Here is a 26,355-nt window from a genome sequence, read left to right as displayed (position 1 = left end):
AAACGAAGAAAGGGTGAAAAGAATGAGCATCAATCAACCACACTCAAATTACACTTACGCAGATTATCTGAAGTCTCCGGAGGATGTTCACTATGAAGTGATCGATGGACAGATCATCAGTATGTCACCAGCACCAACAACAAAGCACCAACATGTCCAAAGAGAGTTATTAATCGAGTTTGGCACGTATTTAAGGGGAAAAGAGTGCAGCGTATATGGATCTCCCATCGATGTCTGTCTTTTCGCAGATCAGACGATGTCAAATGAGAAAATAAAGGATTGGGTTCAACCGGATATTGTGGTGGTATGTGATCGAAACAAAATAAACCACCAAAACATTGTTGGTGCTCCCGATTTGGCGATTGAAATTCTTTCACCCTCAACGGCTCGGAATGACAGAGTCATCAAATTTAATCATTATCAAAAGGCGGGAGTCAGAGAATATTGGATTGTTGACCCTTCAAATGAATTTGTGGAAGTTTTTTTATTACAAAACAATCGATTTATCTCGTCAGGATTCTATACAAAGGAAGATTCCATCAAGGTCAACATACTAGAAGATTTAACTCTAAGTCTTAAACACATTTTCTCAGAGTATTAGAAGAGGAAATAAACGGAGGAGAGGCTCTTGAGCTCATTAGAAAACTTTACGGAGGATCTACTAGAAGAAGCGACAATTGAGATTCTCCAAGAACTTGGATATGAATATGTATTTGGTCCTGAAATCGGTCATGATGGGGAACGACCTGAAAGGCGGGATTATCGCGAAGTCATTTTGGAACAACGAATACGGGATGCCCTTTATCGCTTGAATCGGAATTTACCTGAGGAAGCACTAGAAGAAGCCTTTCGAAAGATCATTACCTTCAATAGTCCATCCTTAACGGAAAATAATAAACAATTTCACACTCTTTTAGTGGAAGGGGTAGATGTCACCTTCCGCAAGAATAACGAAATTAAGACCGAAAAAGCGGTGATGGTTGATTTTGCTAATCCAGAGCGAAATGAGTTTTTAGCCGTTAATCAATTTACGATCATTGAAAAAGAAGAACGCAGACCCGACGTGTTAATTTTTGTAAATGGACTTCCACTTGTGGCCGTGGAGCTAAAATCCGCTTCGGATGAAAATGTTGGAATTGAGAATGCGTATAACCAAATACAAACATATAAGCATGATATCCCTGCTTTGTTCCATTACAATGCGTTTTGTATTTTATCAGATGGGATTAATGCGAAAGCCGGAACGATTACCTCCAATGAGGAACGTTATATGAATTGGCGTAGTATTGATGGGATGACAGTGGAACCACTAGAAGTTCCGCAGTATGAAGTCGTGATTCGTGGGATGCTAGAGAAAAACCGGTTAATCGATATCCTTCAAAACTTTATCCTATTCCAAGAATCGAAAGACCCTGAATATGACGAGGAAGGAACCAAGATTGGTGATAAGAAAACTATCATCAAAATCATGGCGGCCTATCATCAATATTTTGCGGTCAAAAAAGCAGTGGATAGTACTAAACTTGCCACGGCTGAACAAGGTGACCGGAAAATCGGTGTCATTTGGCATACCCAAGGATCGGGGAAAAGTTTTTCGATGGTGTTTTATACGGCTGCATTAGTGAAGCAATTAAACAATCCAACCATTGTGGTGATTACGGACCGGAATGACTTAGATGAACAGCTATATACCACTTTTGCTAAATCAGAAGATATTTTACGGCAAACACCCAAACAAGCCCATATCCGAAAATTAACAGCTGAGCAAAAGCTGCAACAGGCGAACGATCATTCTAAAGAGTTGAATGGTTTATATGATCTGTTAAATGATCGCCAATCGGGCGGGATTATTTTTACCACCATTCAAAAGTTTAAACCGGAAGACGGGGAGATGCCGGTCTTAACCGATCGTCGGAATGTCATCATTATCGCTGATGAGGCGCATCGCAGTCAGTATGGGTTAGAAGCGAAAACAGATACGAAGACAGGTGAAGTCAAGTATGGCTACGCCAAATATTTGCGTGATGCCTTACCGAATGCGTCTTTCATTGGTTTCACCGGCACACCGATTGAACTAGAAGATAAATCGACTCCTGCTGTTTTTGGTCATTATATTGATGTGTATGATATGACACGGGCAGTCGAAGATGAAGCAACGGTTAAAATTTACTATGAAAACCGGATTATTAAGCTTGAAACTGATGAGGAAGAACTGAAGAAAATCGATGAGGAATTTGAAGATATTACGGAAGGCCAAGAAGATCAGACCCGCGAAAAATATAAAACCAAATGGTCTCGGCTTGAAGCAATTGTTGGTTCGCCCAATCGAGTCAAAAAACTGGCTCAAGATATTATCGAGCACTATGAGGTGAAATCTCAGACAATTTCCGGTAAAGCCATGGTTGTTTGTATGAGTCGAAGGATTTGTGTGGATTTGTATGATGAAATTGTCAAGCTCCGCCCAGATTGGCATCATGATGATCTAGAAAAAGGGACGATTAAAGTTGTGATGACAGGAAGTGCGGGGGACAATGAACGTCTACAAAAGCATATTGGTGGGAAACAGCGCCGCGACACATTAGCAAGGCGGATGAAAGACACGAGTGATGACCTAAAAATTGTCATCGTTCGTGATATGTGGCTAACTGGGTTTGACGTACCATCAATGCACACAATGTATATCGATAAACCGATGAAGGGTCATAACTTAATGCAAGCGATTGCGCGAGTTAACCGTGTTTTTAAGGATAAATCTGGTGGCGTCGTTGTCGACTATTTAGGTATTTTGGAAAGCTTGAAAAAAGCGCTCAAGCAATATACCGATAGCGACAAAGAAAATACGGGGATTGATACAGACGCAGCGGTTGCTGTCATGCAAGAAAAATTAGAAGTATTACGAGCTATGTTTCATCAATATGATTACACAGCCTATATGGGGAATTCCCAAGCAGGAAGAATCCGGGCCATTACGGGTGGAATGAATTTTATTTTGGGGTTAGAAGAAAAACAACAAAAAGAGTTTAAACAGTTCGCGGTAGAAGTGGCAAAGGCTCATTCCTTATGTGCAGCAACAGAAGAAGGTAAGGCAGCTGCACTTGAGGTGAGTTATTTTAAAGCAGTAAAAGCGAGTCTAGCGAAACTTGAAACGCGTAAACCGCCAAAGAATACAAAAAAGGAAATTGAAGCAAGAGTAACCCAAATGCTAGAGCGTTCCATCATTTCGGAAGACGTGATCGACGTTTTTGATACGCTTGGGATGAAGCGGCCTGAAATTTCGCTTTTATCAGAAGAATTTCTGGAAGAGGTTCGCCAGCTGAAGCATAAGAACTTAGCACTCGAAATGTTGAAGAAGCTTCTAGAAGGTAATTTAAAAGCGATGGAGAAGCGGAATCTTGTTAAGTCAGAGAAGTTCTCCGAAAAGCTGAAGAAGGCGTTAAATAAGTACAGGAATCAAGCCATTACCAATGCCGAGGTCATTGAAGAGTTAATCAGGATGGCCAAAGAAATCAAGGCAATGCGTGATCGGGAACAAGATCTTGGCTTAAATGATGATGAGGTTGCTTTCTATGATGCCCTTACTGCAGATGAAGCCATCAAGGAATTTATGGATGATGAAACATTGAGGAAAATCGCTCATGAACTAACAAATGCAATCAAAAGGAATATCTCGATTGACTGGAGTGTTCGGAAAAGCGCTCAAGCGGGGATGAGAAAAATCATCAAAAGGCTGCTAAAGAAATATGATTATCCACCAAAACAAGCGAAACAAGCACTGGAAGTGGTCATGAAGCAAGCAGAGCTTATGTGTGGGAATACTGTTTCATTTGACCTAGGGCTCAAGAATGTTGCGGACCCAAGTAGTGATTATGTTTTTTAATGGAGGCAAAAACAGTGGCAGAAATTAAATTTGAAATTAAAGAAAAAGTGGGAGCTATATCACAGTCACCTAAAGGCTGGAGTAAAGAACTCAATCTCATTAGCTGGAATGGAAAAGAACCAAAATTCGACTTACGTGACTGGGCACCTGAGCATGAGAAAATGGGAAAAGGTATTACATTGAGCATTGAGGAATTAAAGGCTTTGAGAGATTTGTTGAATGAGATGGAACTGTAAGGAGTAAAGGAGCTGATTTTCAACAGCTCCTTTTTATTATCCTGTTACTCTAATAGATATGATTAAGCGCTTAATAGATCAATAACGGATTTCCTTTTACTCTTAAAGTTTATATTACTTTGTTGTCTGAAAGTAATGAAATCCATGCTGATTTACATTTGTGAATGGGTACCAAGTCTAGCACATGTTAGTTACAAACAATCACTTCTCGACTAAATAATCCTTTTTTAGCAACAGCGCGGTCAATAATCGAAAAACCTGCTTTTAATAGAAATTCATCGACAGGTTCAACGGTTACCACGACCACTCTGTCTGCGAACCCCATAGAAAATTTATGTTTATTGTTCCGACCTTTGGAACTTTTCTCAGAATTCCACCTCTTTTTACTTTCATTCTTTAAGTAAGATAATGCAGCTGACGTTTAATTGGATTGGATTATTGACGATTGATAGCAATAAAATTGCTAAGTGCAGGTGGCAATTTCCTATGGTAGGATGGAAGAAGGAGCCAATTTATAGGAGGAAATGCAATGACAATACCTGGAAAATATTACGTGATTAATAAGCTAAGTGAGAAATATGAGTGCAATTTTTCACCAATTAAGCGGAAGCAAATTATGTATGGAGGGATAAATCGTGGTGATAGAATTGTAGTTTGCACTCCATCTTCTAAAATACATGCACGCGGGCATGGGTGGTTTGATTTAACAACAGTTCAAGTCAAATTATTAGATGATGCTGATGTTGCTATATTAGCTATTCGGTTGATGGGGAAAAAGGTATATTTTGTGAATTTCAAGGACTTGAGAAAACTGATGACCATAAAAAACATGCATACTAATACTAACGAGGGGGAACATTGGAAATTTTATGTTTGGGATGATTATATCGAAGTGAGAGGCAACCATCATAAGTTTTTAGTAACACCAAAAATAGTTGAATCTTAATTAAATAGATTGATAACTAGAGTGGGAAATTTGATTTTTGAAGTTATATCTAAATATCATGAACAATCAATCCTTGATAAACACCATCGATTTAAGTCTTGGGAGCATTGTAATCACTTTTTTCGCAGTAATTACAAACATTTAAATGATGATAAAATATTTGATCATGCTTGTCTTCAGCTAGCCTTTTATCTTGCAAGTTGGGGGATGCTAAGAGGAGGTGCGTTCCTCCTTCAAAAGGATTACCGAATTCATGAATATTTTATAAACGATATTGTGAGGAATCCTAACTATTATCATTATTTTCATAATGAAATTCATTATGAATTAAGCCGTGAGAGTATTAAAGGAATAGGGAAGCTAATTAAGGATACTTCGGATACTTATGTTGAAAATATTACACAGATAAACGGAGAGAACACGAAAATTACGGTGACAGATACATTGGCTTCGAAAATTTTACTTGGAGTATTTGGTAATGTTCCGGCATATGATCGATATTTAAAAGAGGCTTTAAGGCTCCATGGAATCAGCCAACAGTTTAATGAATCCTCATTGTTGGAATTGGTCGACTTTTATAATCAGAATCTGGATGAATTTGAAAAATGTCATCGGATGTTCAGTGAGGATGGGATTAACTATACCCCAATGAAACTAGTTGATATGTACTTTTGGCAAGTTGGATATTTGATGGATACAGTCGATCAAGGAAGAAATGAAATAATGAAAATAAATCAGTTTGCTATAGAGGTTGGTAGGAATAAAGCTAGAAACAAAATTTATGGATCAATAAAAGGGCACAGAACAATTAAACATCTTGGGTTAACAGATATGATTCGAGATTATATTATTGGAAAATTAAATCAAGCAAAAGAAGATGGTCTAAAAACAATCGATTTAAAGTCTGGGGACATACATAAGATTCTAAACCTTGAGAATAGAATGCCACCTGTCTGCAATGCGATGGTCTCACTAGGTGTTTTTAAGTATGACATTATCCATGATACACCAAGTGGTGCAAGTTCAACAAAAGTGATTAGATATTATTTATAAATTGGAGCGGTAATTGGTATAGAATTCCACTGCTCTTAGGAAAAGGGTGGAAAATAGGGGAGTATTAAATGCTAAAACAAGGAATCTACGAAGAAATCATCACCGAAAAACTAAAAGCTGAACTTACAGGTTTAGACATCAATACATATGATATCGGAAAAGAACGCATCGACGTTGAGGAGGCAAGAAAACTTTTATCTTCCTATATTTCCTTAGTCACCAGAAGAGCCCTAAAGTTTGTTCGTGATAATGAAAGTGATGATCAACAGGCTTTAATTAATCAAATTCGCACTTGTAATGAAATTATTTCGACGCTAAGTGAACGTCTGGATGAACAGGAGTTTCGCCAGTTACGAATTGAAGAAGAAGGTGAGGTTCTCACGTCGATCTATTCCCGGATTAATTCGATCCGCAGTATTCAAAAGGGAGAGGTAATCCGGCCTGTGACACCTCTTTCTCAGAGTTCCCTTTTTACCGGCTCTAATTATGAGCCGAATATGCTAGGAGAACTTAAGAAGGAGATTGTAACGGCTAACTCCATTGATATGCTTGTTTCGTTTATTAAATGGAGCGGGCTGCGATGTATAATCGAGGACCTGAGGACTTTTACAGATAATCCGAATAATAAGCTTAGAGTGATTACGACTTCTTATATGGAAGCAACTGATTATAAGGCGATTCAGGAGCTTAGCAAGCTGCCGAATACGGAGATAAAAATCTCCTATGATGTGGATCGAACCCGGCTACATGCCAAGGCCTATCTATTTAAAAGGGAGACAGGGTTTAGTACGGCTTATATTGGTTCTTCCAATCTATCGAATCCAGCCCTAACTTCTGGCTTGGAATGGAATGTCAAGGTGACGGAAAAGGATTCATTTGATATCGTGAAGAAATTTGAAGCGACATTTGAAAGCTATTGGAATGATCATGAGTTCAAAACCTTTCATCCAGAGAGTGAGAATGACCAACAGCTTTTAAAGCATTCTCTGACCAAAAGTAAAAGCTATGAGGAGAATGAAAGACAATTCCTTTTCGATATCCAACCTTATTATTATCAAAAGGAGATTCTTGAAAAGCTTCAGGTGGAGCGAGAAGTATTTGGCCATATGAAAAATCTCCTCGTTGCTGCGACGGGTGTTGGTAAGACTGTCATTTCAGCCTTTGACTATAAAAGATTTAGAAATAAGAATAAATCTGCCAAGCTATTATTTGTCGCGCATCGTGAAGAAATCCTAAAGCAGAGTCTGGATACCTTTCGAGCTATTTTGAAGGACCCGAATTTTGGAGATATGTTGGTTGAAAGTTATCAGACGGATTCTATTGATCATTTATTCGTGAGTATTCAGAGCTTTAATAGTAAAAAACTGAATGAAGTCACAACCAATGATTATTATGATTTTATTATTGTGGATGAATTCCATCACGCGGCGGCGGACTCTTATCAAAATCTCATAAGCCATTATCAGCCGAAAATCCTTCTTGGTCTTACTGCTACCCCGGAACGGATGGACGGAAAAAATATACTTTCTTATTTTGATGATAAAATCTCAGCTGAAATGCGATTAACAGAAGCAATCAATCGTAAGCTTCTGAGCCCATTTCAATATTTCTGTGTAAGTGATACAGTCGATTTGTCCAAATTGAAGTGGAGTCGTAAAGGGTATGAAATCAGAGAATTAGAGAATGTTTATACCTCTAATGATCATCGAAGCAGCCAGATTGTTAAAAGCATCTATAAATACGTAACGGATATTGATCAAGTCAAGGGACTCGGGTTCTGTGTATCGATTGAACATGCTAAGTATATGGCTGATTTCTTTAATAAGGTGGGGATTCCCTCTGTCGCATTGTATGGAAATGTTGATAGAAAGACAAGGAGAGAGGCACAGCACCGACTTATACTAGGTGAAATCAAATTCATATTTGTTGTAGATCTCTATAATGAGGGGATCGATATACCTGAAGCAAATACAATATTGTTTCTCCGGCCAACCGAGAGTTTGACTGTATTTTTGCAGCAGCTTGGACGGGGCTTGCGGTTAGCGGAAGGAAAAGAATGTTTGACCGTATTAGACTTCGTGGGACAGGCCCATAAAAATTATAATTTTGAAGAAAAGTTCCGTGCGTTGCTTGGGAAGACCAAGCATTCTGTTCAGCACTATCTCAATCATGGATTCTTTCATCTTCCAAAAGGCTGTTTTGTCCAATTAGAGAAACAAGCTAAAGAGTATATTTTAAGAAATATAAAAAGCAGCACGAATACACGTGGTAACCTGGTTGCAAAGATGAAGTATTTTGAGGAAGATACAGAGTCTCCTTTGACTTTGGCGAACTTTTTAAAGCATCACCATCTTTCTGTCTATGATTTCTATGGTAAAAGTGGTGACCGTAGTTTTTGCCGAATGAAGGTGGAGGCGGGAGCGGCATTAAACTTTACGTTTGAAGACGAGAAGGTGTTGACAAAGCGATTGCCGAATTTGTTTCATCTTAACTCAAGAAAGCTTTTACAATTTTTACTGGCTTATATTGAAGAACGGAAGATCCGAGATAAAGAGGAACAATTAATGCTCGCTATTTTCTACTATTCCTTTTATAACGCTCATCCTTCAAGCGAGGGTTTTGTGTCACTAGAGGAAGGTATAGATAGGGTATTGGTACATCCAGAGTTTAGAGAGGAAATTTTAGAAATCATTCGGTATCTTTATCAATCACTTGAAACAATGGAAATTGAAAATGATTTTGATTTTCCTTGCCCATTGGGTGTGCATTGTCACTATAATACTTCACAAGTACTCGCCGCATTAGGGTACTACAATGCTACCAGTAGTCCAGCTTTCCGTGAGGGAGTCAAGCATTTTGAGGAAAACAACCTCGATATCTTTTTCATAACCCTAAATAAATCGGAAAAAGACTTCTCGCCATCTACGTTGTATGATGACTATGCAATTAATGAGATGCTTTTCCACTGGCAAACCCAAAGCCGTGTAGCCGAAGGAAGCAAAACGGCTGAACGTTATATCACACATAAACATCGAAATCACCAGATTGCACTATTTGTCCGTGAATATAAGAAGGAAAATGGCTATACTTCACCATTTGTATTTCTTGGAACTGCTGACCACGTAAGTCATTCTGGCAGCAAGCCTATGAGCTTTGTATGGCGACTGAAAGAGGAAATGCCTTCTTACCTAGTTCCTCGGGCTAATAAGAATATACTATAAAAAGCCTTAGAACTCCGACTATTAGTTGGGGTTTATTTTTCATTGGACAGCGGTAGTATACTACCAAATTGTGCTAAAATAATGTTAAAAAAGTACCAGAATTGGGGAGTGCGCAAATGGCCTTAAATCCTTCACCGGTTACGATTGCCAACATTTTTAATAAAAAGTATGAAGTGGATTTTTATCAGCGTGAGTATAAATGGAATGATCAACAACAAACCTATAAACCTATAAACCTATTAAATCATTGTTGGACGATATTTTTTACCGTTTTAATTTGTGTTATCGCTCCGATATGGATGCGACGAAAGAAGCTGTTTCTCAGTACGATTGGTATTATTTGAATTCATATATGGTAAATTCAGTGAATGGTAAAACTTTCATTGTCGACGGACAGCAGCGACTAACAACCTTGACTTTGCTTATCATTAATTTAATTCACCTTGCAACGGATTTAGGGATTGAACCTGGATTAAAGGACTTTTTGAAAAGTAGGGTATGTGGATATTCTTCATCCGGTGAAATGGAATTTTGGTTAGGGTTTGAAGACCGAAGCATCGCATTGAAGAATGTATTAGACTATGGACTGGATGGAGAATCTCACCATAACGGGAATCAAAAAACTTCCGAAAAGAATGTGTATGCATCTTATAAAGTGATTCATGAATATCTACATTACAGTTTGACTGATAAACACAAATTTAAAGCTTTTCAGTTGTACTTATTTGAAAGGGTCGTGTTGGTATCGATTGATGTGGATGATTCGAAGGATGTCGCTATGGCGTTTGAAGTCATTAACGATAGAGGAATCCCATTAAATGCCTATGAAATATTAAAGGGAAAAATCCTTGGTATTATTGATAAAAGTGAAGTGGGCCCTTATGTAGACGCTTGGAATGAAAGTCTAGAAAAATTCTTGTATTTTGGCGAAGAAAAAGATAAGGATATCTTTTTCAGCACCTATTTTAGGAGTAAGGTTGCCGAGAATCAAGCACAATATCGCGAGCTTGAAACAGATAAATATCATAAAACGATATATTTAGAGAATTATAATGTAAAAATAGGTTTTAAACATGATACCGACCCTGCGAAGGCGTACGTGAAAAATGTCAAAGCCTTTGTGAAAGATACGATGCCATTTTACTCGGACTTATATGCAAGAATTCTTCAGGATGAATATTTTGATCATACAGAAAATGAATATGTTCTTTTTAATGCCATCAATGAACAGGCAGGACACTATTATGCCTTGTTATCTGCTATTTCGTTAAATGATCCAGATCTGGAGAGTAAGTATATCTTGGTTGCTAAACTTTTTGATCGAAATTATAGCTTGCTAAATTTAACAGGGAGCTATCGGTCCAATACCTTTAATGAGAGTTTGATCCGATTAGGCACGAGAATTCGGGACAAAAATCTAGTAGAAATTAAAGAGGCATTCAATCAACATTTACTTGATGAAGTCATGACCGCTCATAATCGAAATGATTTGAAAGAAATGCGAAGCGGTTTGCTCGTTACTTGTTTGCGAGAATCGATAATTTCATTTCAAAAGAAACAAACATTCCAACCGCTGATTATTATCAAATGGTGAAACAAGCTCAAGGGAAAAATAAACATGATATTGAGCATATCTTAACGAACCGAACAGAAAATATATTGCTGTTTAATGATGAAGAAAAATTTAATATAGAAAGAAACCGCTTAGGAGGGCTGTTATTACTAAAGAGCAGAGATAATCGCTCTTCTAATGATGAACTCTATAGTGAAAAACTGAAAACTTATTCTGGTACCAGCACGATTTTTGCAAGAACGTTAACAGTAGATTTTTATAAATCAAATCCGGATTTTAGGGATTTTATGAATAAATATAACTTGAATTTCAAACCATATAGCAGCTTTAGCCATCAGGAAATAGAGGAACGGCAAAAACTAATCTTTGATATGTGCAAGATTATTTGGGAAGTGTAGTGAATAGTTAAATAACCAGAAAGATTGGAGATTATGAACCAAAATGAAGCAATTATCTTGGTGCTAACCAATCTAGGCTGCGAGGGAACAATACAAGAGGTTCGGGAGGTAATACAAAAGTACATAAAATGAATTTTGACATGAGCAAAGTCCCTGAAGGTATTACGAAAATAGTGATTACTCTTACAGAGGATAATAGCACGGGATTTTCAAATGTAAAGAATTTAAAGGCCGAGATATGTACCGAACATAACCATATTCAGTTAACCCAGAAGTGATAATGGATAAAGGACCAATCAATGATTACAAGTAGACTAGAATGATATAAAATTTGAGAATGGAATTGCTAGACAGATAGACATTTAATCAATATATGTCATATCTAGCTTCCTTATCAAATATATATAATTGGTGAAATAGCGGTCTTGGAGGATACAATTTAATGGAATATGAGATTAAGAATAACATTCCAACATTGGAAGAATACAAATATCTGTGCGATTCTGTGGGATGGACTAATTATATGAATTTTGAAGTGGCAGAAACATCATTAAGAAATTCTATCCACAGCATCACAGTAAGTGATAACGAACAAATTGTTGGCATGGGGAGAATTGTTGGAGACGGGGCTATCTATTTCTATATTCAAGATATAGTGGTTCATCCGGATTATCAGAAATTTGGCATTGGAAAAGAAATAATGAATAATTTGGTCGAATACATACATCGGAATGCCCCAGATAAGGCGTTTGTTGGTTTGTTTGCATCACAAGGTAAAGAATCATTCTATGAAAAATATGATTTTAAGGATTACTCACCTAACATGACGGGAATGTTTACTGTAATTTCAAAAAATGAAAATAATGGATAGTAACTTTAAGATGGAGATGGTGCTAAATGTTAGTTACGGAAGTAAGAGAAGATGAATACTTAGAATCTATAAAACTGTCAATGTATGCATTTCAATATAAGGTTGCGGAATCTGACTTACCTGCTAGAAAAGAAAAGGTGAGAAGCCATAAAATTTTAGGGATATGGGATGAGGATATTCTGGCTGCCAAACTTCATATTATTCCATTAAACGTTCATATGAATGATGATGTTTGGAAAATGGGTGGTATCGCCGGTGTTGCTACATACCCGGAATATCGACGAAGCGGTTATGTAAAAACACTCATTATCGATGCTTTAAAGCACATGCGTGAAAATGCTCAAATCGTATCGCTTTTACACCCATTTGATATCTCTTTTTATCGGAGATTTGGATGGGAAATATTAAGTGAGCAGAAAAAAATAACGATTGAAAATAAGGATCTGAAGTTTCTCGAAAGCCAGCAAGGTTTTATAAAAAGATATACAAAAGAGACTCATCATGAGGAAATTGAAAAGATGTATCAACAATTTGCCATTCAACATACCGGAATGCTAAAACGCGAGACCCATTGGTGGAAACATCACGTGTATGATGAAGATTCGCAGCTGGCTGTCTATTACCATTCCGAGAACGAGGCTAAAGGGTATATTCTTTACCATGTGAAGGAAAGAAAAATGGATGTACAGGAGATCGTTGCCATGGACCAGGAAGCGAGAATCGGGCTATGGAATTTTATGTGCCAGCATGACTCTATGGTGGAAACCGTGACGATTACGCTTGCCAGTCAAGATCCTTTTCTTTATTTTCTGCCACAGCCCAAGGTAAAAACAGAGGTAACCCCTTATTTTATGGCAAGGGTCGTTGATGCGGAGGAATGTTTAAAAAGATTTCCTTTTATACCAGGAAAAGAGTTGCTATTCCTACATCTAGAAGATTCACATGCCCCTTGGAATAATGGAAGCTATTTAATTGGAAATGGCGAAATAAAGGTATTTAAAGAAAAAACTGGTGGCCAATGTGTTCATCCTCCTAAAAAAGGGATTCGCTTAACTATTAATTCCCTTTCAGCGATTCTTTTTGGATATAAAAAACCGATGGAGCTTTATGAAATGGGGTACTTGAAAGGATCCGAGATGGAGATTGATCTATTCGAAAAAATGGTCCCATCGTTGAAATCATCATTTTTTGACTTTTTTTAATTCAACTATTTGGATGTAATGGATTAAGATGCAATCACGAGGGAAATTTTGAAAAAAAGACTGTTAGACAATAAATGGATAGAGAAGCAGGGAGTGGTATAAATGAATCAATTTTTCCAGATGGGTGCCAATACAGCTTTAAGTTCTCCAAAAGGTAATGTTACGGTTAGCTACGAAATTTCTAATTCGATCGATATTTCCTTAACAGCTTTCCTTCTAACAGATTCAGACAAGGTACAAGGAGATAGCGGGATTATCTTTTATAATCAACCAGAGAGCTCTTCTGGTGTTGCTACCCTTCTACCATCTGAGATAGCAGGTAATACAAAAGTACATAAACTTAATTTTGACATGAGTAAGGTCCCTGAAGGTATTACGAAAATAGCGATCACTCTTACAGAGGATAACAGCACCGGATTTTCAAATGTAAAGAATTTAAAGACCGAAATATGTACTGATCACCATATTATCCAGTTAACCCCATCTAGTTTCACAAATGAAAATGGCATTGTCGTATTAGAATTATATTTAAGGAATGGTCAGACAAAGGTAAAATCAATCTGGCGCGGATTTGATTCCGGGCTTGAGGGGTTATGTAAAAATTACGGCGTTGAGGTTGAATCGGATGAGCAAGAAAAGCCTTCTGAACCTAAAACGATTCAAACACAAATCCCAAAAGAACCTGAAAAGACTATAACTATTCCTGAAAATAATAATAGTCAAAACATATTGTCAACGATCAGTCTTGAAAAGGTAAAGGGTAAGGTAAGTCTCGAAAAAGGTCAAAAGCCAGTGATCATTGAAAAAACACCAGAAATTACTGCTACAGTATCTTGAAGTCTGGGACAGATTATGATATATATGCTTTAGTCTATACAAAGAATGGCAGGCAGATAGATGTTGCTATGTTTGGGGCAAAAGGAATACCTCCCCTCAGAAGTTTTGGCAACGGAGCAGTGGAACATATGGGAGACGTTAGGAGAAATAGCGGATCAACGAAGACAGAAGTGATTAAATTAAGGTTAAATAATGATATTCTGGCAGTTGTTCCGGTGGTGTATTCCGCTCAGTCAAATGGAACAGGCTCATTCTACAGATACCCAGTGTCCATGAGTATCGATAATCATAATGGAACCTCCGTTACCATATCTGCCAAAAATGCCAATAATAATGATCGAATTTATTCCTGTGTGCCTGGGATTCTTCAGAATACGCCAGAAGGAGTAATTATAAGTCCATTGGAGCTTTATAGTAAACCGAACTCAGAGAATAGACCTATACTTAGGATGGGGTCTTCCAATATGGTAGAAGTAATAATGGATAAAGGACCAAAAAATGATTACAAGTAGAATAGAATTATATAAACTATTTACAAGCTTAAAAAGGACTCATACTCACATTTGTTTATTTGGGGTTAGAATTAATGATCCAGAACTTATATCCTTGACATAGTTTTTACCACTGAATGACTATAAGTGTACCAATGAATGATAGACTGTTTACCACTACATAGTTTTTGGAATCATAAATGTAATGCTAGGGATAAAAAAACGATAACCTAAAAAATTATTAATATTTAATCATATTTTGTTGACGAACGTACGTTCTTCGTTATAAAGTATATTTATGGTAATAATAATTGGTAGTTACTGCTAGTTAGAAATTACTTAAGCATTGAAAAAAAATAGAACTAAGGAGGCGTTGAATGATGTCAATTAGTTTGAACCCGTATTTGTTTTTTGACGGTAATGCAAAAGAAGCGGTCTATTTTTACGAGAAAGCGCTTGGCGGGAAAGTGATGGGTATCATGACGTACGGAGATATGCCGGCGGACCCGAATCATCCATTGACGGATGACATGAAGAATCGCGTTATGCATGCACACTTGAAAGTCGGAGATGCAGATATCATGTTCAGCGATACATACGAAGGCATGCCTTATCAGCCAGGCGATTCGATTCAGATGGCCATCCATCCCAAAGAAGAGGCTAGAGCTAGAGAAATCTTCGCCGCTTTGGAAGACGGCGGACAAGTCATTGTACCCCTTCATAAGACGGATTGGAGCCCCTTGTATGGGCAAGTAAAGGACAAGTTCGGCGTTAATTTCCAAGTGAACGTCCCAGCAGAGCAACCGCAGTATTAGTAAAAAGACTTCCGCTCCACCAACAAACAAAGCCTTCTGTTCGCGAATGGACAGATGGATTTTAATTATTCCTTGTTTCAGTAACGCAGCCTGTAGTGTAAGTGTCTTTTTTCACAATCTTACTTTCTAAATCTTACTGTTGTTTAATTAGGAAAAGATAGCAAGCTACCCTAATATCCAACCGATAATTGCCCCTCCAATGACTCCAAATCCGATGATTGGTGCATAAGCCTTCGTTATGATTGCTTCGGGAAGACTTAGTAAAAATCCGGTTAAAACTCCTTTCAATATACCATTATACACCCCCAAAAAGTGTATAACTGATTAACAATTGCTGCCATGTAGTCCACTCAATGTGAAAACGAACGTCTCTAACTGGAAAAAATCGTCCTACTTTATCAAGCAAAAACTGTGTCATCTCGCTCAAGAGGTCACAACAATTCATTCGTTACCTATATACTTATCTAAAGAGGTAACGAATGATAAATGACAGTTGCAATCATTAAAAGCAGAGCCTTGAGTAATCCTATTAAAAATGTTACTAAATATTCTTTAGAATTTTTACTATATTTTTTCTCTAGTATAGCTTCAAATCCGTAGTAAATTACGCCAAATAAAAGAATTGCAATATATATATAGGGAGATTCTATTCCTATACGAAAGAAAACAATGGCAAATATCAACAATATTGATATTTTTATCCAAACCCCATATTTCGTAAAGGAATTTTTTCTTTGAGCTATTTTCCCTACTCCAAACCATTTTCGAATATCATTATCAATAACGTTTGTGGACATAATTATGCCCATTATAATAACAACTATTAATCCTACTAACGGCATTTTACTATTCCACTCCCTTATATGTTATTAAACTATCTTCATTCCACAAATCTTCAAAATTTATGTGTTTATTTTAACATAAATAACCAGCTCTTTATGAAAAGCATCAAACTATAAATTTCAAACTTACATTAAAAACCATAAATCATCCCGATTTCACATACACTCCAATAATTATTTCACCCATTTCCATTGTGAAAAGGTAGCAAGAGCAAAACTGAACCTTAATATAACAATAAAAAACACCCCGTAAGTGTTAGTAGTCGTGTCTAACATTTACGGGGAAGTTCAGAATTTAAATGTGAATTCAAGTGCATTTTATTATGAGTTTTACTAGTTTGCAATTCTAAAGGGAACCCGTTAAGAAATGCCTGTTACTTCTTTTTTCAATTTTTTCCACCTATGATGTTGGGAATTTACTTTGTAGTATGTGTAAAAGAGGGGATATCGGCTGGTATGAATAGATCCAAATGTAGGGAAAGGGCAAGTAGAATTTAATCCGAAATCCCTGGATTTGTTGAAGATGGAATTCCAATTCGTGATAAATTCTGTTAGAGAAGGGCCTTCATTCATGAGTAAGGTCAAAGAAGCGTGCAAATGGGAATGAGAATAACCAGTCGAATCAAGAATTCGATCATCATGGACCTCCATTAGCATGACTTTTTATATCTTTAGTATACTAGTCAATTATGAACTCGTTATAAATCATTTGTAAATTCAAAGTAAACCTTTCCTTTGTTTTATGAAGTATCCGAATTATGCATCGTTATTCGTTAAGAAACAAGTTTAAGATTTTATGCTGAAAGGGTATATAAGCTTAGTAAGTTAACGAAGGCGAGGGAATAACATGAGGACAGAGAAGGAACTCACCTATTTTAAGAATAAATTAGTAAGCATGAAACAGGAACTGACGAAGGCGATCGAAGCGAACCAGCCATTTTCCTTCGAGGATTACGGGGAACTGACAAGCTTGGATAACCACTTTGCAGATACCGCATCACAATTGGAAGATCGGGAAGTACAATTTTCAATAAAGGAATCGGCTAAACATATTTTAACTGAGGTAGAAGAAGCGCTAGACCGATGCAAAGACGGAACATATGGCAAATGTGTAGAGACAGGAAAGGACATTCCTGTTGAACGGCTGAAAGTTCTCCCCTATGCCAAACGTATTATAGAGGCGCAAAAGAGATTTGATGAAGCGGCTGATTCTAGTAATCAGACTGAACTCTCCTTTTCCACCCCGAAGGATGATAAAAGAGGCGATGAACGGCTTCAAACAGTGGATGAACTGCAATGCGAACACGGGAACTCATCGTTCACTATAAAGTAACCCTGCCCCCTTGCTAGTCAGCAAGGGGGCTTCTTTTGTTTCAGATTACAAACTCTCGCTCCTGGTGCTTTAGGCTCGGAGCCGCTGATTTTATCGCTTAACCACGCTCCAAAAATTAGTGTCATGCCAGCTAAAAACTCCGATAGCTTCAAAATGGTCCCTCCAGTTTGCTAAAGTACGAAAGGAATGAAGTACAGTCATAAAAATTGTATAATGGAGCGTATACCAAATTTAACTCTACTATTCATCTTTGAAAAAGGAAGTGTGGTTTGTTTTGCTTCAGACAGGGGATTCACTTTTAAGACTGTCAGCTTTTCGGAACTATTGGCTATCGAGAATTTTAGCCTCAACTTCGTTCCAAATGCTGTCCGTAGCCATCGGGTGGCAAATGTATGATTTGACACATGATGCCTTTAGTTTGGGATTAGTGGGGCTTGCCCAATTTCTTCCGATGGTATTATTGACGTTTGTTGTCGGTCCGATTGCGGATCGCTTTGATCGCCGAAAAATTGTTTATATTTGCCAATTGATAGAAGGTATTGTTGCCGGACTGCTACTATATGGAAGCCTAGGCGGATGGCTGGGGCGGGAACAGATTTTACTAGCTGCTGCGATTCTAGGAACTTGCCGGGCCTTTGAAGGTCCAACCTCTTCGGCGTTATTGCCGCAATTGGTTTCGAAACGGATTCTGCCGCAAGCCATTTCTCTTAGTACGACTGTGGGACAAACATCACAAATATTAGGTCCTATGATAGGCGGGTTGCTTTTTTCATTAGGTGCATCCTATGTATACAGTACCTCGATCATCGCGTTGTTTCTTGGAGCGATTCTTACCTATTTCATTAGGACTGAGCATGAAGTCGTCCGGAATGCTGAGCCCGTTACATTGCGCTCCGTTTTCTTAGGATTGGAATTTATCTATCGTCATCCTGTTATCTTAGGGACGATCTCTCTTGATCTATTTGCTGTCCTGCTAGGCGGGGCGACAGCCCTTTTACCGATTTATGCTCAGGATATTTTACATACGGGGCCATGGGGCTTGGGCTTATTGCGGACTGCTCCAGCCGTTGGAGCCTTACTCGTGTCGCTGGTCCTTGCCTATTATCCTCTTAAAAACAGGATTGGACTTAAGTTGTTTGGAGCCCTCGTCATTTTTGGCCTGGCCACCATGCTTTTTGCGATATCAACCAACCTAATCGTTTCTTTGTTTGCATTATTGCTCATTGGCGGTTCGGATGTTATTAGTGTGGTGATTCGATCCTCACTTGTGCAGCTACAAACGCCAGATGAGATGCTTGGACGTGTGAATGCGGTAAATTCACTGTTTATCGGAACATCCAATCAGCTTGGCGAGTTTGAATCAGGAACTGCAGCCGGTTTATTCGGAACGGTTCCGGCCGTTTTTATTGGTGGAATTGGCACGATTATCGTTGCAGGGCTGTGGATGTATTTGTTCCCTTCGTTAAGAAAGATGCGATCACTGTCGGAGAGTTAATATAGGAAGGTTGTTTGTGAATTAATAAAATAAGTTAAAAATAATAGGTAATAGAAATATATTGTGAACAAAGTAAGATGATAGAGATAATCCCTCCAGGGAGGGATCATTTCATCAATAAAGTGGTTGTTGGCTATGGCAAGGTGGAAATCCATTAATATCCTGAATCAGAGAAGCATCGTATTGTTTTAGGGCGAATTGTGCTTGATATAAGTATTCAATAACAAGAACGTTTGAACCAGAAATACCGCACAAAACTCCTGATGTACCTTGCCCATTTGTTAATGAAATCCCGACAGGTTGCCCGATTAAATTTCTAATCTTATGATGCCAATGCATTGTCATCACCCCTTTTAAATAATCATATTGCATGGGAGAGAATGAGTGCCTGTAAAGTGGAAAACAAATATTCACTGCGCATTTCGAACAAAAGGTACTCTAGATAAAAGCTAAAACCGCAGCGTTTTTTTATCATACACCAGAATTTATAAGTTTTGGGCATTCCAAGTCTGAATATCCCTTGGTGTATGGTAAATTAATGATATGGAAGCAAATATTTTAAAATCAATCCTATTTGATGAACATCATCACTGGGATCGTTTTATGGAAAAGAATAGAAGAAAACTTGCCGCCTCCACAGTATGTTAAGCTTTTATTAAGAATCATGAGCTATATTTAAGACATTCTTATTCAAGACCCCCTATGCACTAATAATTGGATGCCCTCAAGGATGGTTATTGAACAATCCTGAGGGCTATTTTTTTCGAAATATAATAGTTATTTAATTAGGTGATAATGGAATGGGGCTTTGACAATCTCACTTACTCGTTTCTTTTCGAACAATGGGGGCGACCTCTGCTGCTAATAGTTCAATGCTTTCAGCTACCTTTTTATAGGGTAAACCGCCGATATCCATCTGTACCATAAAGCGTTGGTTTCCAAAGAGTTCATGTTGCTTCAGGATTTTTTCAGCAATTTGCTGCGGGCTGCCTACGAACAAGGCCATTTCTGGAGCTGTCATTTGTTCAAAATCTGCTCGGGATAGGCTGAAATCCATTCCACGCTGACGATGTAAGTATGACCAATAATTTGAATGATACGGATAAAACTCATCTAGCGCCTGTTGAGCTGTTTTCGCGATATAGCCATGACCAGTTATCCCTACTTTGAGAGTTTCTAAAGGATGCCCAGCTTCGGCACCAGTTTCCCGATATAAATCAACTAACGGCTTAAAGCGAAGTTGATCTCCGCTTAGGATGGCAATGGTCATCCCTACACCTAACCTGCCGGCACGTGCTGCACTTTCAGGTGTTCCGCCAACTCCAACCCATAACGGTAACTGTTTTTGTAATGGCCTCGGGGCTATTTCAGCATTTCTTAAAGATGAGCGAAAGTGACCGTCCCATGAGATTCTCTCGTTTTCGTTGAGCTTTAGAAATAATTGGAGATGTTCCGAGAACAAGGTATCATAATCATTTATGTCGTAACCAAACAGCGGGAAGGATTCCACAAATGCCCCACGACCAGCAATGATTTCTGCCCGCCCATCCGAAAGTAAATCCAATGTTGCAAAGTCTTCAAACAACCGAATAGGATCAACCGTCCCTAGTACGGTGGTCGCACTTGTTAATTTAATTCGTTTGGTTGCTTGAGCGATAGCAGCTAAAACAACAGGGGGTGCAGAGGTGGCATAGTCTAATCTGTGATGTTCCCCGACTCCAAACACGTCCAGACCCGCTTCGTCTGCGAGTTTGGCTGCTTCAATGATTTCCTTCGTTCGCTGGTAAGCCCCGATGGCTTTGCCTGTATGTGGGTCTGGCTCCATATCCCCAAGTGTATAGAGACCAATTTCTATTCCTGAATGTTCTTGTTGCATAACAGAATTGTACCTCCAATGTATGAGTAAATTGTGATGGAATATTTTATTAATACTGGAGGTAAATGTGATTCTTAGGGGGATTGGGGGTAAATAAATCCAATAACTGCATGTTTATCTTTATTAAATCTTAATTCAACAAGAATAGGTGCGCCTGTTTGTTTAATAGTTATCTATGGATAAAATGCATTAATAGGCAGAAGGAAGTCCTCCTGCCTAATTGTTATCCTACTATTCGCAAGGATTCCTGCACAAATGCTGGTATGTCCTCCGGCTGTCTGCTGGTGACACGAAAGAAACACGTTTTCTTTGTTTTATGCCGCAGATGGGTGATTATGGTAATATTATTAACAAGAGGGGATTACCTTGAGGAAGTTTATAGGTATATCCCTAATTGTTTAGAGGCTGAGAAACCCTTTTAGTAACAATAGGACTACTAATAATAAGAAATGAAGAGGAGTCGAATTAGTATGGAAAAAGTTATCCCATTTTTAATGTTCCAAGATGGCAAGGCGGAAGAAGCGATGAGTTTTTACACATCTCTTATCGAGGATTCAGAAATTACAAGTATTGCTCGATATGGAGCGAATGAAGCCGGTGAAGAAGGTACCGTGTTTCAGGCTACTTTCTCTTTGAAAGGGCAAGAATTTTTTTGCATTGACAGTCATGTGAAACATCAGTTTTCCTTTACACCTTCTTTTTCCATCTATGTTACGTGTGATTCAGAAGAAGAACTCGACAATTTGTTTCAGAAATTAAGCGAAGGTGGACAAGCCCTGATGCCATTAGGCAATTACGGCTTCAGTAAGAAGTTTGGCTGGCTAAATGATCGGTTTGGCGTTTCATGGCAATTAACTCTTCCTAACTAAAATTAATTAAGGTGAAAGCGCGTGAAATTCCCACGTGCTTTTTATTGTTTGTGTACCACAGGGACGGTTCTAGTGGCTCTATTTTTGTTTGGAAGGAGGGTTCATACCAGTACGGGACTACAGGATGATCTAGATCTCTAAAATTAGTATAAATCTAACAAAAAAGGAAAGAGTTAAATCATTTAACTGAAAATTGGTAGTAATTAACTGATTATATGGTATATTTTAGAGTTTGTATTTTGAGTAAAAAAAGGAGTTTGTATGAAGGAGACCTATAATAAATTAACGAAAAGATTATATTATATTGTGATGTTCATTATAATAGCCATCATGATATCGGGTTTGATCATTGATAATCCACGTTTTGCTGAATTCGGAGTGGGATATATAGCCCATTGTCTACTGGTGCTTGTTTTCTCTATATGTTTATTGCTTTATCCTAAGTATGAAACTGATGTTCTCAGAATGGGCATAATAATCGTTGCATCCGTTTACTTTTATACGATTTTTCTTTTATATCCAGATACTTGGTCGAACTTTATTTTTCTATGTTTTATTCCAGCATTTTCAATCATGTTCTTTGATTCAAAGCTCTTTTATTTTTCTTTGTTTTTGAACAGTGCAGCGATCTTGTTTTTATTTGGTTATATTAAGGTCGTTGATCAAGGACATCAATATCCATACATAGAACAGGATTTAATAGGAAATTTGATAAATTTTATCGGGAGTCAAGCCATTATCTATTTTATTTTTTATTTATCATACGGTCGAATAAAAAGACAACAATTATATTTTGAACAAATTCAACAGTCAGAGCGATTGAAGATCACTGGCCAACTTGCAGCAGCTGTTGCACATGAAATTAGAAATCCTTTGACCGTGGTGAAAGGGTATTTGCAGTTATTTGAGCAAGACACCGCATATAATAGCGATGATCAAAAAGGACATTTTTCTTTGATGATTGATGAACTAAATGTGGCTGAAGAGGTGATTTCTCAATTTTTATCGATTGCAAAGCCGGAAAAGGATAAAGTAACGGAAACAGTAGATGTAAAGGTTGTTCTTCAGAGTGTAACGGATTTACTACATTCATATGGACTTTTACATGATAATAGGATCGAATTAAATGTTGCGGAAGATTACTATATCTCTGCTAACAACATAGAGATTAAGCAATTACTTATAAATATTATTAAAAATGCCATTGAGGCTTCTAAAACAGGTGATGTCGTACTTGTAACGGCTAGAATGGTAAATCATTTTGTTGAAATAAAAGTAATTGATCATGGAAGCGGAATGTCAGAAGAAGAAGTTGCATCTCTTGGTACTCCTTTTTATTCTTTAAAAAGTAAAGGAACAGGACTTGGAATGATGATTTGTTTTAATATTATTGAAAAATATAATGGTACAATTGACTTCCAAACTTCTAAAGGGCATGGAACTTCTGTAACGATTTGCTTTCCGTTATCCAGTAAAACGATAGCAAAAAAGGGAGTTTAGTAAAATGATGTATGTTGAGACTGAACGTCTATATACAAGAAGATTTGAATTAGGTGACCCGTGAGACTTTACCAGTTAGAAAAACCTGTTTAATTCTTATGATTCTATAATTGTTTGCGAATTCTTACACTTAAGTTACTCGTTAGTAGATTGCCCTTTCCTTATTTTTCGTAACCAATCTTAAAATTATTATGAAAGTTTTTTGATAGATATATCAGGATTGAAACAAATAGGGCAAGGTGCTTTATATTTCCATGGAAGAAAATGGTATAATCAAGAGGAGGGGGAATCGGGTGTTTAATGGGTGTTATTTAGTTGGAGGGTGATCATATGATGGGGTCTTCCTGTAAAAAAGAAGTTGAAGCTTTCTTTTCTAACCAAGAAAAAAAAATTATGTTGTTCATGGCAGTAGAACGGTTAAATGATACGATTGGTCCTGCCACAATTGAAGTGAAGAAATCCCAAATATCATTTGGAACCAATACAAAATTTGCCTGGGTATGGCTGCTTCAGTCATTGGTAAATAAACGTCCTGAGAACGGCATTGTTCTTACCTTTGTGGTTGATCATTATATTGAAAACGACCAAATTGTAGAAGTTCGTGAGCCGTACCCAGGTCGATGGATTCACCATCTTATCATTCAAAATGAAGATGATCTGAATGAAGAGGTTAAACAGTGGTTAGCTGAGGCCTATACCTTTTCTGAGCAAAGGAGAAAAAAGTAACAAGGTCATCAGGCACCAACTGTGATATTGTCGGAGTCGCCTAGTTCCTCCTCCCTAAAGGTTCGCATGTCCATTTCTTTTGGCTAAAGTGGTGCCTGACACCCCGGCTAAGTCAGGACGCAGGCACCTTCGGTTTAGGCATTAGGATTTGAAGCTGTACCATTATATGCCCTTTTAAATTTGAAAATCTCCTCAACAGCTTGGCGAGCTCCACCCGATTTTTGAAAGGATTCCTTGATATTTGCAACGGCTTCATGGACGGATGGGTCGTTCCATACATGATTTGCTGCTTCACCCAGTTGTGTGGCTGTTAAGCTTTGCATTTGTAATGTAATACCAGCTCCGATATGGGCAACTTGTCTGGCAATGATGGGCTGATCTGCGCTTTGTGGGATGACAATTAAAGGTACCCCGTAATAGAGAGCTTCATTGGTACTGTTCATTCCACCATGTGTGATAAATAATTTCGTGTATTTCAACACCTCAGTTTGTGGAACGTAATTTTTTACTATGAAGTTTTTGGGAATCTCCCCCAAATCAGATAACTGCGTTTTTTCCCCAATAGACATGATAATGGTGTGATCTGTGTTCTCAAATGCCTCAAAACAAAGCCGATAAAAATCAATTGCTTGGTTAAAGACGGTCCCCAATGAAATGTAAATAAGGTTTTTTCCCTTGATTGCTGTAAGGTCGAAGTTTTCTTGTGTTGAACGTAAAGACATGGATGGACCTACAAATTTGTAAGTCTGATCAAATGTTTCACCGAAGGGTTGAAACTCCCTAGTTGTATAAACAATTGTAAGTGGTGCAGGGTTACAAAAGACTTCATAAGGAGAACGGATTTCAACGTCATATGTCTCTTTCAGTTTTGTTGTCAGGGATTGAAAATCATCATTGATTGTTTTAACCAGTTCCGTTGGGATATTTTGTGAAAGATGTTCCAACATGCTATCAAACGATGCTTTTGACTCTGCGAAAGACGTACATGAATTAATGGCCGGACGTTTGAGTATTTGTGCAAGTATATGTCCACACCCAAACATAGAATCGTGAATGATATAATCAAAATCTTCTCCCTCGATTTGTTCGAGAACACTAGGGATCACGATATCTGCCGTGCGTAGAAGACCGTTGATTCTTTCGGGTAAATAATTTCTTCCACCTGAGATAAATGCTTTGATAAATTTTTCACCGTCAATGGTTCGTACAGTAGCTCCCGTTTTTTCAATCCGTTCTCGAAAAGCTTCGATCGTAAAGTAGACTACCTCTTCTCCACGGGAAATAAGCTCTTGCACAACGCCAATAGTTGGATTGATATGTCCTTCTGATCCACAATTAATAAATAAAAAGCGTGCCATCATAATCACTCCTTATGTTAATGTTTTCTAGATTGTATAAGAGTAAGGGGGAATACTCTGTCCACATGCACATTTCAAAAAATGGTATTAATTTTAATCATAGTACAAAACAATAAAATCTCAAATGATTTTCCTTTGTATTTAAATAGATATTGTTTCAGGGGGGAGTGCCATTTCAACATTATTACCAGAAATATTCACACTAAAAAGAAATCCAAATTATTTCTAGGTTTTGCCAAAGATATGTTAAAATACTTGGGATCTGAAGATTGTAAATAGTGTAAAAACGAAAGGGGCAAGCTATGGAATTTAGAGGAGCGAGCGTTTATGATCGAGGGCACTGAAAATCCTTCGGATTTTTGAAGGAATTAAAAAGGCAACTAAAAAAACGACTCTAAAATTCCAATAATGAATTTAGAGTCGTTTTTTTGTTTGAATTGGGAGCCTATTTCCTCTTATTTTAATCCATTAGTTTCAAAATTCTTTTTAGATTTACGGTAAATATGGCCATGGCACCTTGCAGTTCCATACCCAATAGACCCGAGGATTTCGCAACATTATACCCGTGTCTGTGCTTTAATTCACTATTTTTAGCTTCTATTTTATAACGTTCTTTTGATTTTACTTTAAAATAGTCACTATCTTGAAACTGTATCTGTTCTGTATGAACATTTGATTTAATGCTTACAGAATAACTTTTGCTTTTAGCTCCTTCTTTATAACATCCATCTTTAAATGGACAGTGTTTACATTTTTCTATATCAAAGTAATAAGTGTCAACTTGATTTTTAGCCACACCTTTTTTCCCTTGACGAGCCTTTCTTATCGCCATGTGA

Annotated in this window: 23 protein-coding genes and 2 pseudogenes; 19 read left to right on the top strand and 6 right to left on the bottom strand. The window is 37.7% G+C overall.

From position 1 onward, the window contains the following. Positions 1 to 22 precede the first annotated feature (22 nt). From TY15_RS16625 to TY15_RS16575, 14 genes and pseudogenes are all read left to right on the top strand, one after another. Positions 23 to 601, top strand: a complete 579-nt coding sequence (locus tag TY15_RS16625) for a Uma2 family endonuclease (protein ID WP_040205930.1) — start codon at positions 23 to 25, stop codon at positions 599 to 601. A 27-nt stretch (positions 602 to 628) separates the two neighbouring features. Beyond that, on the top strand, positions 629 to 3,877 hold the full coding sequence (locus TY15_RS16620; protein ID WP_040205931.1) for a type I restriction endonuclease subunit R: 3,249 nt from the start codon (positions 629 to 631) through the stop codon (positions 3,875 to 3,877). Positions 3,878 to 3,891: 14 nt separating this feature from the next. Beyond that, complete coding sequence (locus TY15_RS16615) at positions 3,892 to 4,113, top strand: YdbC family protein (protein ID WP_040205933.1); 222 nt, start codon at positions 3,892 to 3,894, stop codon at positions 4,111 to 4,113. A gap of 529 nt (positions 4,114 to 4,642) precedes the next feature. Beyond that, complete coding sequence (locus TY15_RS16610; RefSeq protein ID WP_040205935.1) at positions 4,643 to 5,059, top strand: hypothetical protein; 417 nt, start codon at positions 4,643 to 4,645, stop codon at positions 5,057 to 5,059. Between the two features lie 30 nt (positions 5,060 to 5,089). Next, on the top strand, positions 5,090 to 6,112 hold the full coding sequence (locus TY15_RS16605) for a hypothetical protein (protein WP_040205936.1): 1,023 nt from the start codon (positions 5,090 to 5,092) through the stop codon (positions 6,110 to 6,112). Between the two features lie 68 nt (positions 6,113 to 6,180). Further along, on the top strand, positions 6,181 to 9,333 hold the full coding sequence (locus tag TY15_RS16600; RefSeq protein WP_040205937.1) for a DEAD/DEAH box helicase: 3,153 nt from the start codon (positions 6,181 to 6,183) through the stop codon (positions 9,331 to 9,333). A 116-nt stretch (positions 9,334 to 9,449) separates the two neighbouring features. Beyond that, positions 9,450 to 9,677, top strand: coding sequence for a hypothetical protein (locus tag TY15_RS24975; RefSeq protein ID WP_244440949.1), 228 nt, complete (start codon positions 9,450 to 9,452; stop codon positions 9,675 to 9,677). After that, on the top strand, positions 9,629 to 10,927 hold the full coding sequence (locus tag TY15_RS16595; RefSeq protein ID WP_244440948.1) for a DUF262 domain-containing protein: 1,299 nt from the start codon (positions 9,629 to 9,631) through the stop codon (positions 10,925 to 10,927). The genes TY15_RS24975 and TY15_RS16595 overlap by 49 nt, the downstream gene beginning before the upstream one ends. Next, positions 10,855 to 11,304: a GmrSD restriction endonuclease domain-containing protein gene (locus TY15_RS24970; RefSeq protein ID WP_244440947.1), complete on the top strand. Its 450-nt coding sequence runs from the start codon at positions 10,855 to 10,857 to the stop codon at positions 11,302 to 11,304. The genes TY15_RS16595 and TY15_RS24970 overlap by 73 nt, the downstream gene beginning before the upstream one ends. A 107-nt stretch (positions 11,305 to 11,411) precedes the next feature. Next, positions 11,412 to 11,573: pseudogene (locus tag TY15_RS24965) on the top strand (TerD family protein); the annotation flags it as partial. A 173-nt stretch (positions 11,574 to 11,746) separates the two neighbouring features. After that, entirely contained in the window at positions 11,747 to 12,175 is a 429-nt protein-coding gene (locus TY15_RS16590) for a GNAT family N-acetyltransferase (protein ID WP_040205938.1), read from the top strand. Between the two features lie 26 nt (positions 12,176 to 12,201). Continuing rightward, positions 12,202 to 13,377, top strand: coding sequence for a GNAT family N-acetyltransferase (locus tag TY15_RS16585; protein ID WP_040205939.1), 1,176 nt, complete (start codon positions 12,202 to 12,204; stop codon positions 13,375 to 13,377). A 102-nt stretch (positions 13,378 to 13,479) separates the two neighbouring features. Further along, a pseudogene (locus TY15_RS16580) lies at positions 13,480 to 14,726 on the top strand (TerD family protein). A gap of 359 nt (positions 14,727 to 15,085) precedes the next feature. Continuing rightward, complete coding sequence (locus tag TY15_RS16575) at positions 15,086 to 15,520, top strand: VOC family protein (protein ID WP_040206266.1); 435 nt, start codon at positions 15,086 to 15,088, stop codon at positions 15,518 to 15,520. Positions 15,521 to 15,685: 165 nt separating this feature from the next. Here TY15_RS16575 and TY15_RS25200 read toward each other — a convergent pair whose 3' ends face one another. Beyond that, entirely contained in the window at positions 15,686 to 15,808 is a 123-nt protein-coding gene (locus TY15_RS25200; RefSeq protein ID WP_257000242.1) for a hypothetical protein, read from the bottom strand. A gap of 176 nt (positions 15,809 to 15,984) precedes the next feature. Further along, positions 15,985 to 16,362 carry a DUF4181 domain-containing protein gene (locus TY15_RS16570; RefSeq protein ID WP_040205940.1) on the bottom strand — a complete coding sequence of 126 codons (378 nt, stop codon included), beginning with the start codon at positions 16,360 to 16,362 and terminating at the stop codon, positions 15,985 to 15,987. A gap of 847 nt (positions 16,363 to 17,209) precedes the next feature. On the opposite strand from TY15_RS16570, the gene TY15_RS16565 reads away from it, so the two are divergent. Both TY15_RS16565 and TY15_RS16560 read left to right on the top strand, forming a co-directional pair. Further along, positions 17,210 to 17,695 (top strand): TraR/DksA C4-type zinc finger protein, encoded by a 486-nt coding sequence (locus TY15_RS16565; protein ID WP_052353815.1) that lies wholly within the window; start codon positions 17,210 to 17,212, stop codon positions 17,693 to 17,695. Positions 17,696 to 17,969: 274 nt separating this feature from the next. After that, positions 17,970 to 19,190, top strand: coding sequence for an MFS transporter (locus tag TY15_RS16560; protein WP_040205942.1), 1,221 nt, complete (start codon positions 17,970 to 17,972; stop codon positions 19,188 to 19,190). A 114-nt stretch (positions 19,191 to 19,304) separates the two neighbouring features. Here TY15_RS16560 and TY15_RS16555 read toward each other — a convergent pair whose 3' ends face one another. Both TY15_RS16555 and TY15_RS16550 read right to left on the bottom strand, forming a co-directional pair. Further along, positions 19,305 to 19,529, bottom strand: coding sequence for a hypothetical protein (locus tag TY15_RS16555; protein WP_040205944.1), 225 nt, complete (start codon positions 19,527 to 19,529; stop codon positions 19,305 to 19,307). A 478-nt stretch (positions 19,530 to 20,007) separates the two neighbouring features. Next, a complete protein-coding gene (locus TY15_RS16550) occupies positions 20,008 to 21,066 on the bottom strand; it encodes an LLM class flavin-dependent oxidoreductase (protein ID WP_040205946.1) in 1,059 nt (352 codons plus the stop codon). A 470-nt stretch (positions 21,067 to 21,536) separates the two neighbouring features. Here TY15_RS16550 and TY15_RS16545 point away from each other — a divergent pair, with 470 nt between their 5' ends. The 3 genes from TY15_RS16545 (at position 21,537) to TY15_RS16535 (ending at position 24,161) form a co-directional block, all read left to right on the top strand. After that, positions 21,537 to 21,935: a VOC family protein gene (locus TY15_RS16545; RefSeq protein WP_040205947.1), complete on the top strand. Its 399-nt coding sequence runs from the start codon at positions 21,537 to 21,539 to the stop codon at positions 21,933 to 21,935. Between the two features lie 261 nt (positions 21,936 to 22,196). After that, a complete protein-coding gene (locus tag TY15_RS16540) occupies positions 22,197 to 23,435 on the top strand; it encodes a sensor histidine kinase (protein WP_040205949.1) in 1,239 nt (412 codons plus the stop codon). Positions 23,436 to 23,765: 330 nt separating this feature from the next. Beyond that, positions 23,766 to 24,161, top strand: coding sequence for a DUF5655 domain-containing protein (locus TY15_RS16535; RefSeq protein ID WP_040205951.1), 396 nt, complete (start codon positions 23,766 to 23,768; stop codon positions 24,159 to 24,161). A gap of 134 nt (positions 24,162 to 24,295) precedes the next feature. Here TY15_RS16535 and TY15_RS16530 read toward each other — a convergent pair whose 3' ends face one another. Further along, complete coding sequence (locus TY15_RS16530) at positions 24,296 to 25,519, bottom strand: macrolide family glycosyltransferase (RefSeq protein ID WP_040205952.1); 1,224 nt, start codon at positions 25,517 to 25,519, stop codon at positions 24,296 to 24,298. Between the two features lie 460 nt (positions 25,520 to 25,979). Then, a partial coding sequence (locus TY15_RS16520; RefSeq protein WP_042375012.1) for a transposase occupies positions 25,980 to 26,355 on the bottom strand: 376 nt, incomplete at its 5' end.

It is taken from the genome of Neobacillus jeddahensis (assembly GCF_000612625.1).
Lineage (GTDB): Bacteria > Bacillota > Bacilli > Bacillales > Cytobacillaceae > Neobacillus > Neobacillus jeddahensis.
Note: the sequence above shows the minus strand (reverse complement) of the source record. Positions and strands in the feature narration are given on the sequence as shown.

What these genes read in the sequence shown, in the direction of transcription:
- TY15_RS16625 (WP_040205930.1), top strand. Translation starts at nt 23, where the DNA reads ATGAGCATCAATCAACCACACTCAAATTACACTTACGCAGATTATCTG.
- TY15_RS16610 (WP_040205935.1), top strand. Translation starts at nt 4,643, where the DNA reads ATGACAATACCTGGAAAATATTACGTGATTAATAAGCTAAGTGAGAAA.
- TY15_RS16600 (WP_040205937.1), top strand. Translation starts at nt 6,181, where the DNA reads ATGCTAAAACAAGGAATCTACGAAGAAATCATCACCGAAAAACTAAAA.
- TY15_RS24975 (WP_244440949.1), top strand. Translation starts at nt 9,450, where the DNA reads ATGGCCTTAAATCCTTCACCGGTTACGATTGCCAACATTTTTAATAAA.
- TY15_RS16595 (WP_244440948.1), top strand. Translation starts at nt 9,629, where the DNA reads ATGGATGCGACGAAAGAAGCTGTTTCTCAGTACGATTGGTATTATTTG.
- TY15_RS16590 (WP_040205938.1), top strand. Translation starts at nt 11,747, where the DNA reads ATGGAATATGAGATTAAGAATAACATTCCAACATTGGAAGAATACAAA.
- TY15_RS16585 (WP_040205939.1), top strand. Translation starts at nt 12,202, where the DNA reads ATGTTAGTTACGGAAGTAAGAGAAGATGAATACTTAGAATCTATAAAA.
- TY15_RS16575 (WP_040206266.1), top strand. Translation starts at nt 15,086, where the DNA reads ATGTCAATTAGTTTGAACCCGTATTTGTTTTTTGACGGTAATGCAAAA.
- TY15_RS16570 (WP_040205940.1), bottom strand. Translation starts at nt 16,362, where the DNA reads ATGCCGTTAGTAGGATTAATAGTTGTTATTATAATGGGCATAATTATG.
- TY15_RS16565 (WP_052353815.1), top strand. Translation starts at nt 17,210, where the DNA reads ATGAGGACAGAGAAGGAACTCACCTATTTTAAGAATAAATTAGTAAGC.
- TY15_RS16555 (WP_040205944.1), bottom strand. Translation starts at nt 19,529, where the DNA reads ATGCATTGGCATCATAAGATTAGAAATTTAATCGGGCAACCTGTCGGG.
- TY15_RS16550 (WP_040205946.1), bottom strand. Translation starts at nt 21,066, where the DNA reads ATGCAACAAGAACATTCAGGAATAGAAATTGGTCTCTATACACTTGGG.
- TY15_RS16545 (WP_040205947.1), top strand. Translation starts at nt 21,537, where the DNA reads ATGGAAAAAGTTATCCCATTTTTAATGTTCCAAGATGGCAAGGCGGAA.
- TY15_RS16540 (WP_040205949.1), top strand. Translation starts at nt 22,197, where the DNA reads ATGAAGGAGACCTATAATAAATTAACGAAAAGATTATATTATATTGTG.
- TY15_RS16535 (WP_040205951.1), top strand. Translation starts at nt 23,766, where the DNA reads ATGATGGGGTCTTCCTGTAAAAAAGAAGTTGAAGCTTTCTTTTCTAAC.
- TY15_RS16530 (WP_040205952.1), bottom strand. Translation starts at nt 25,519, where the DNA reads ATGGCACGCTTTTTATTTATTAATTGTGGATCAGAAGGACATATCAAT.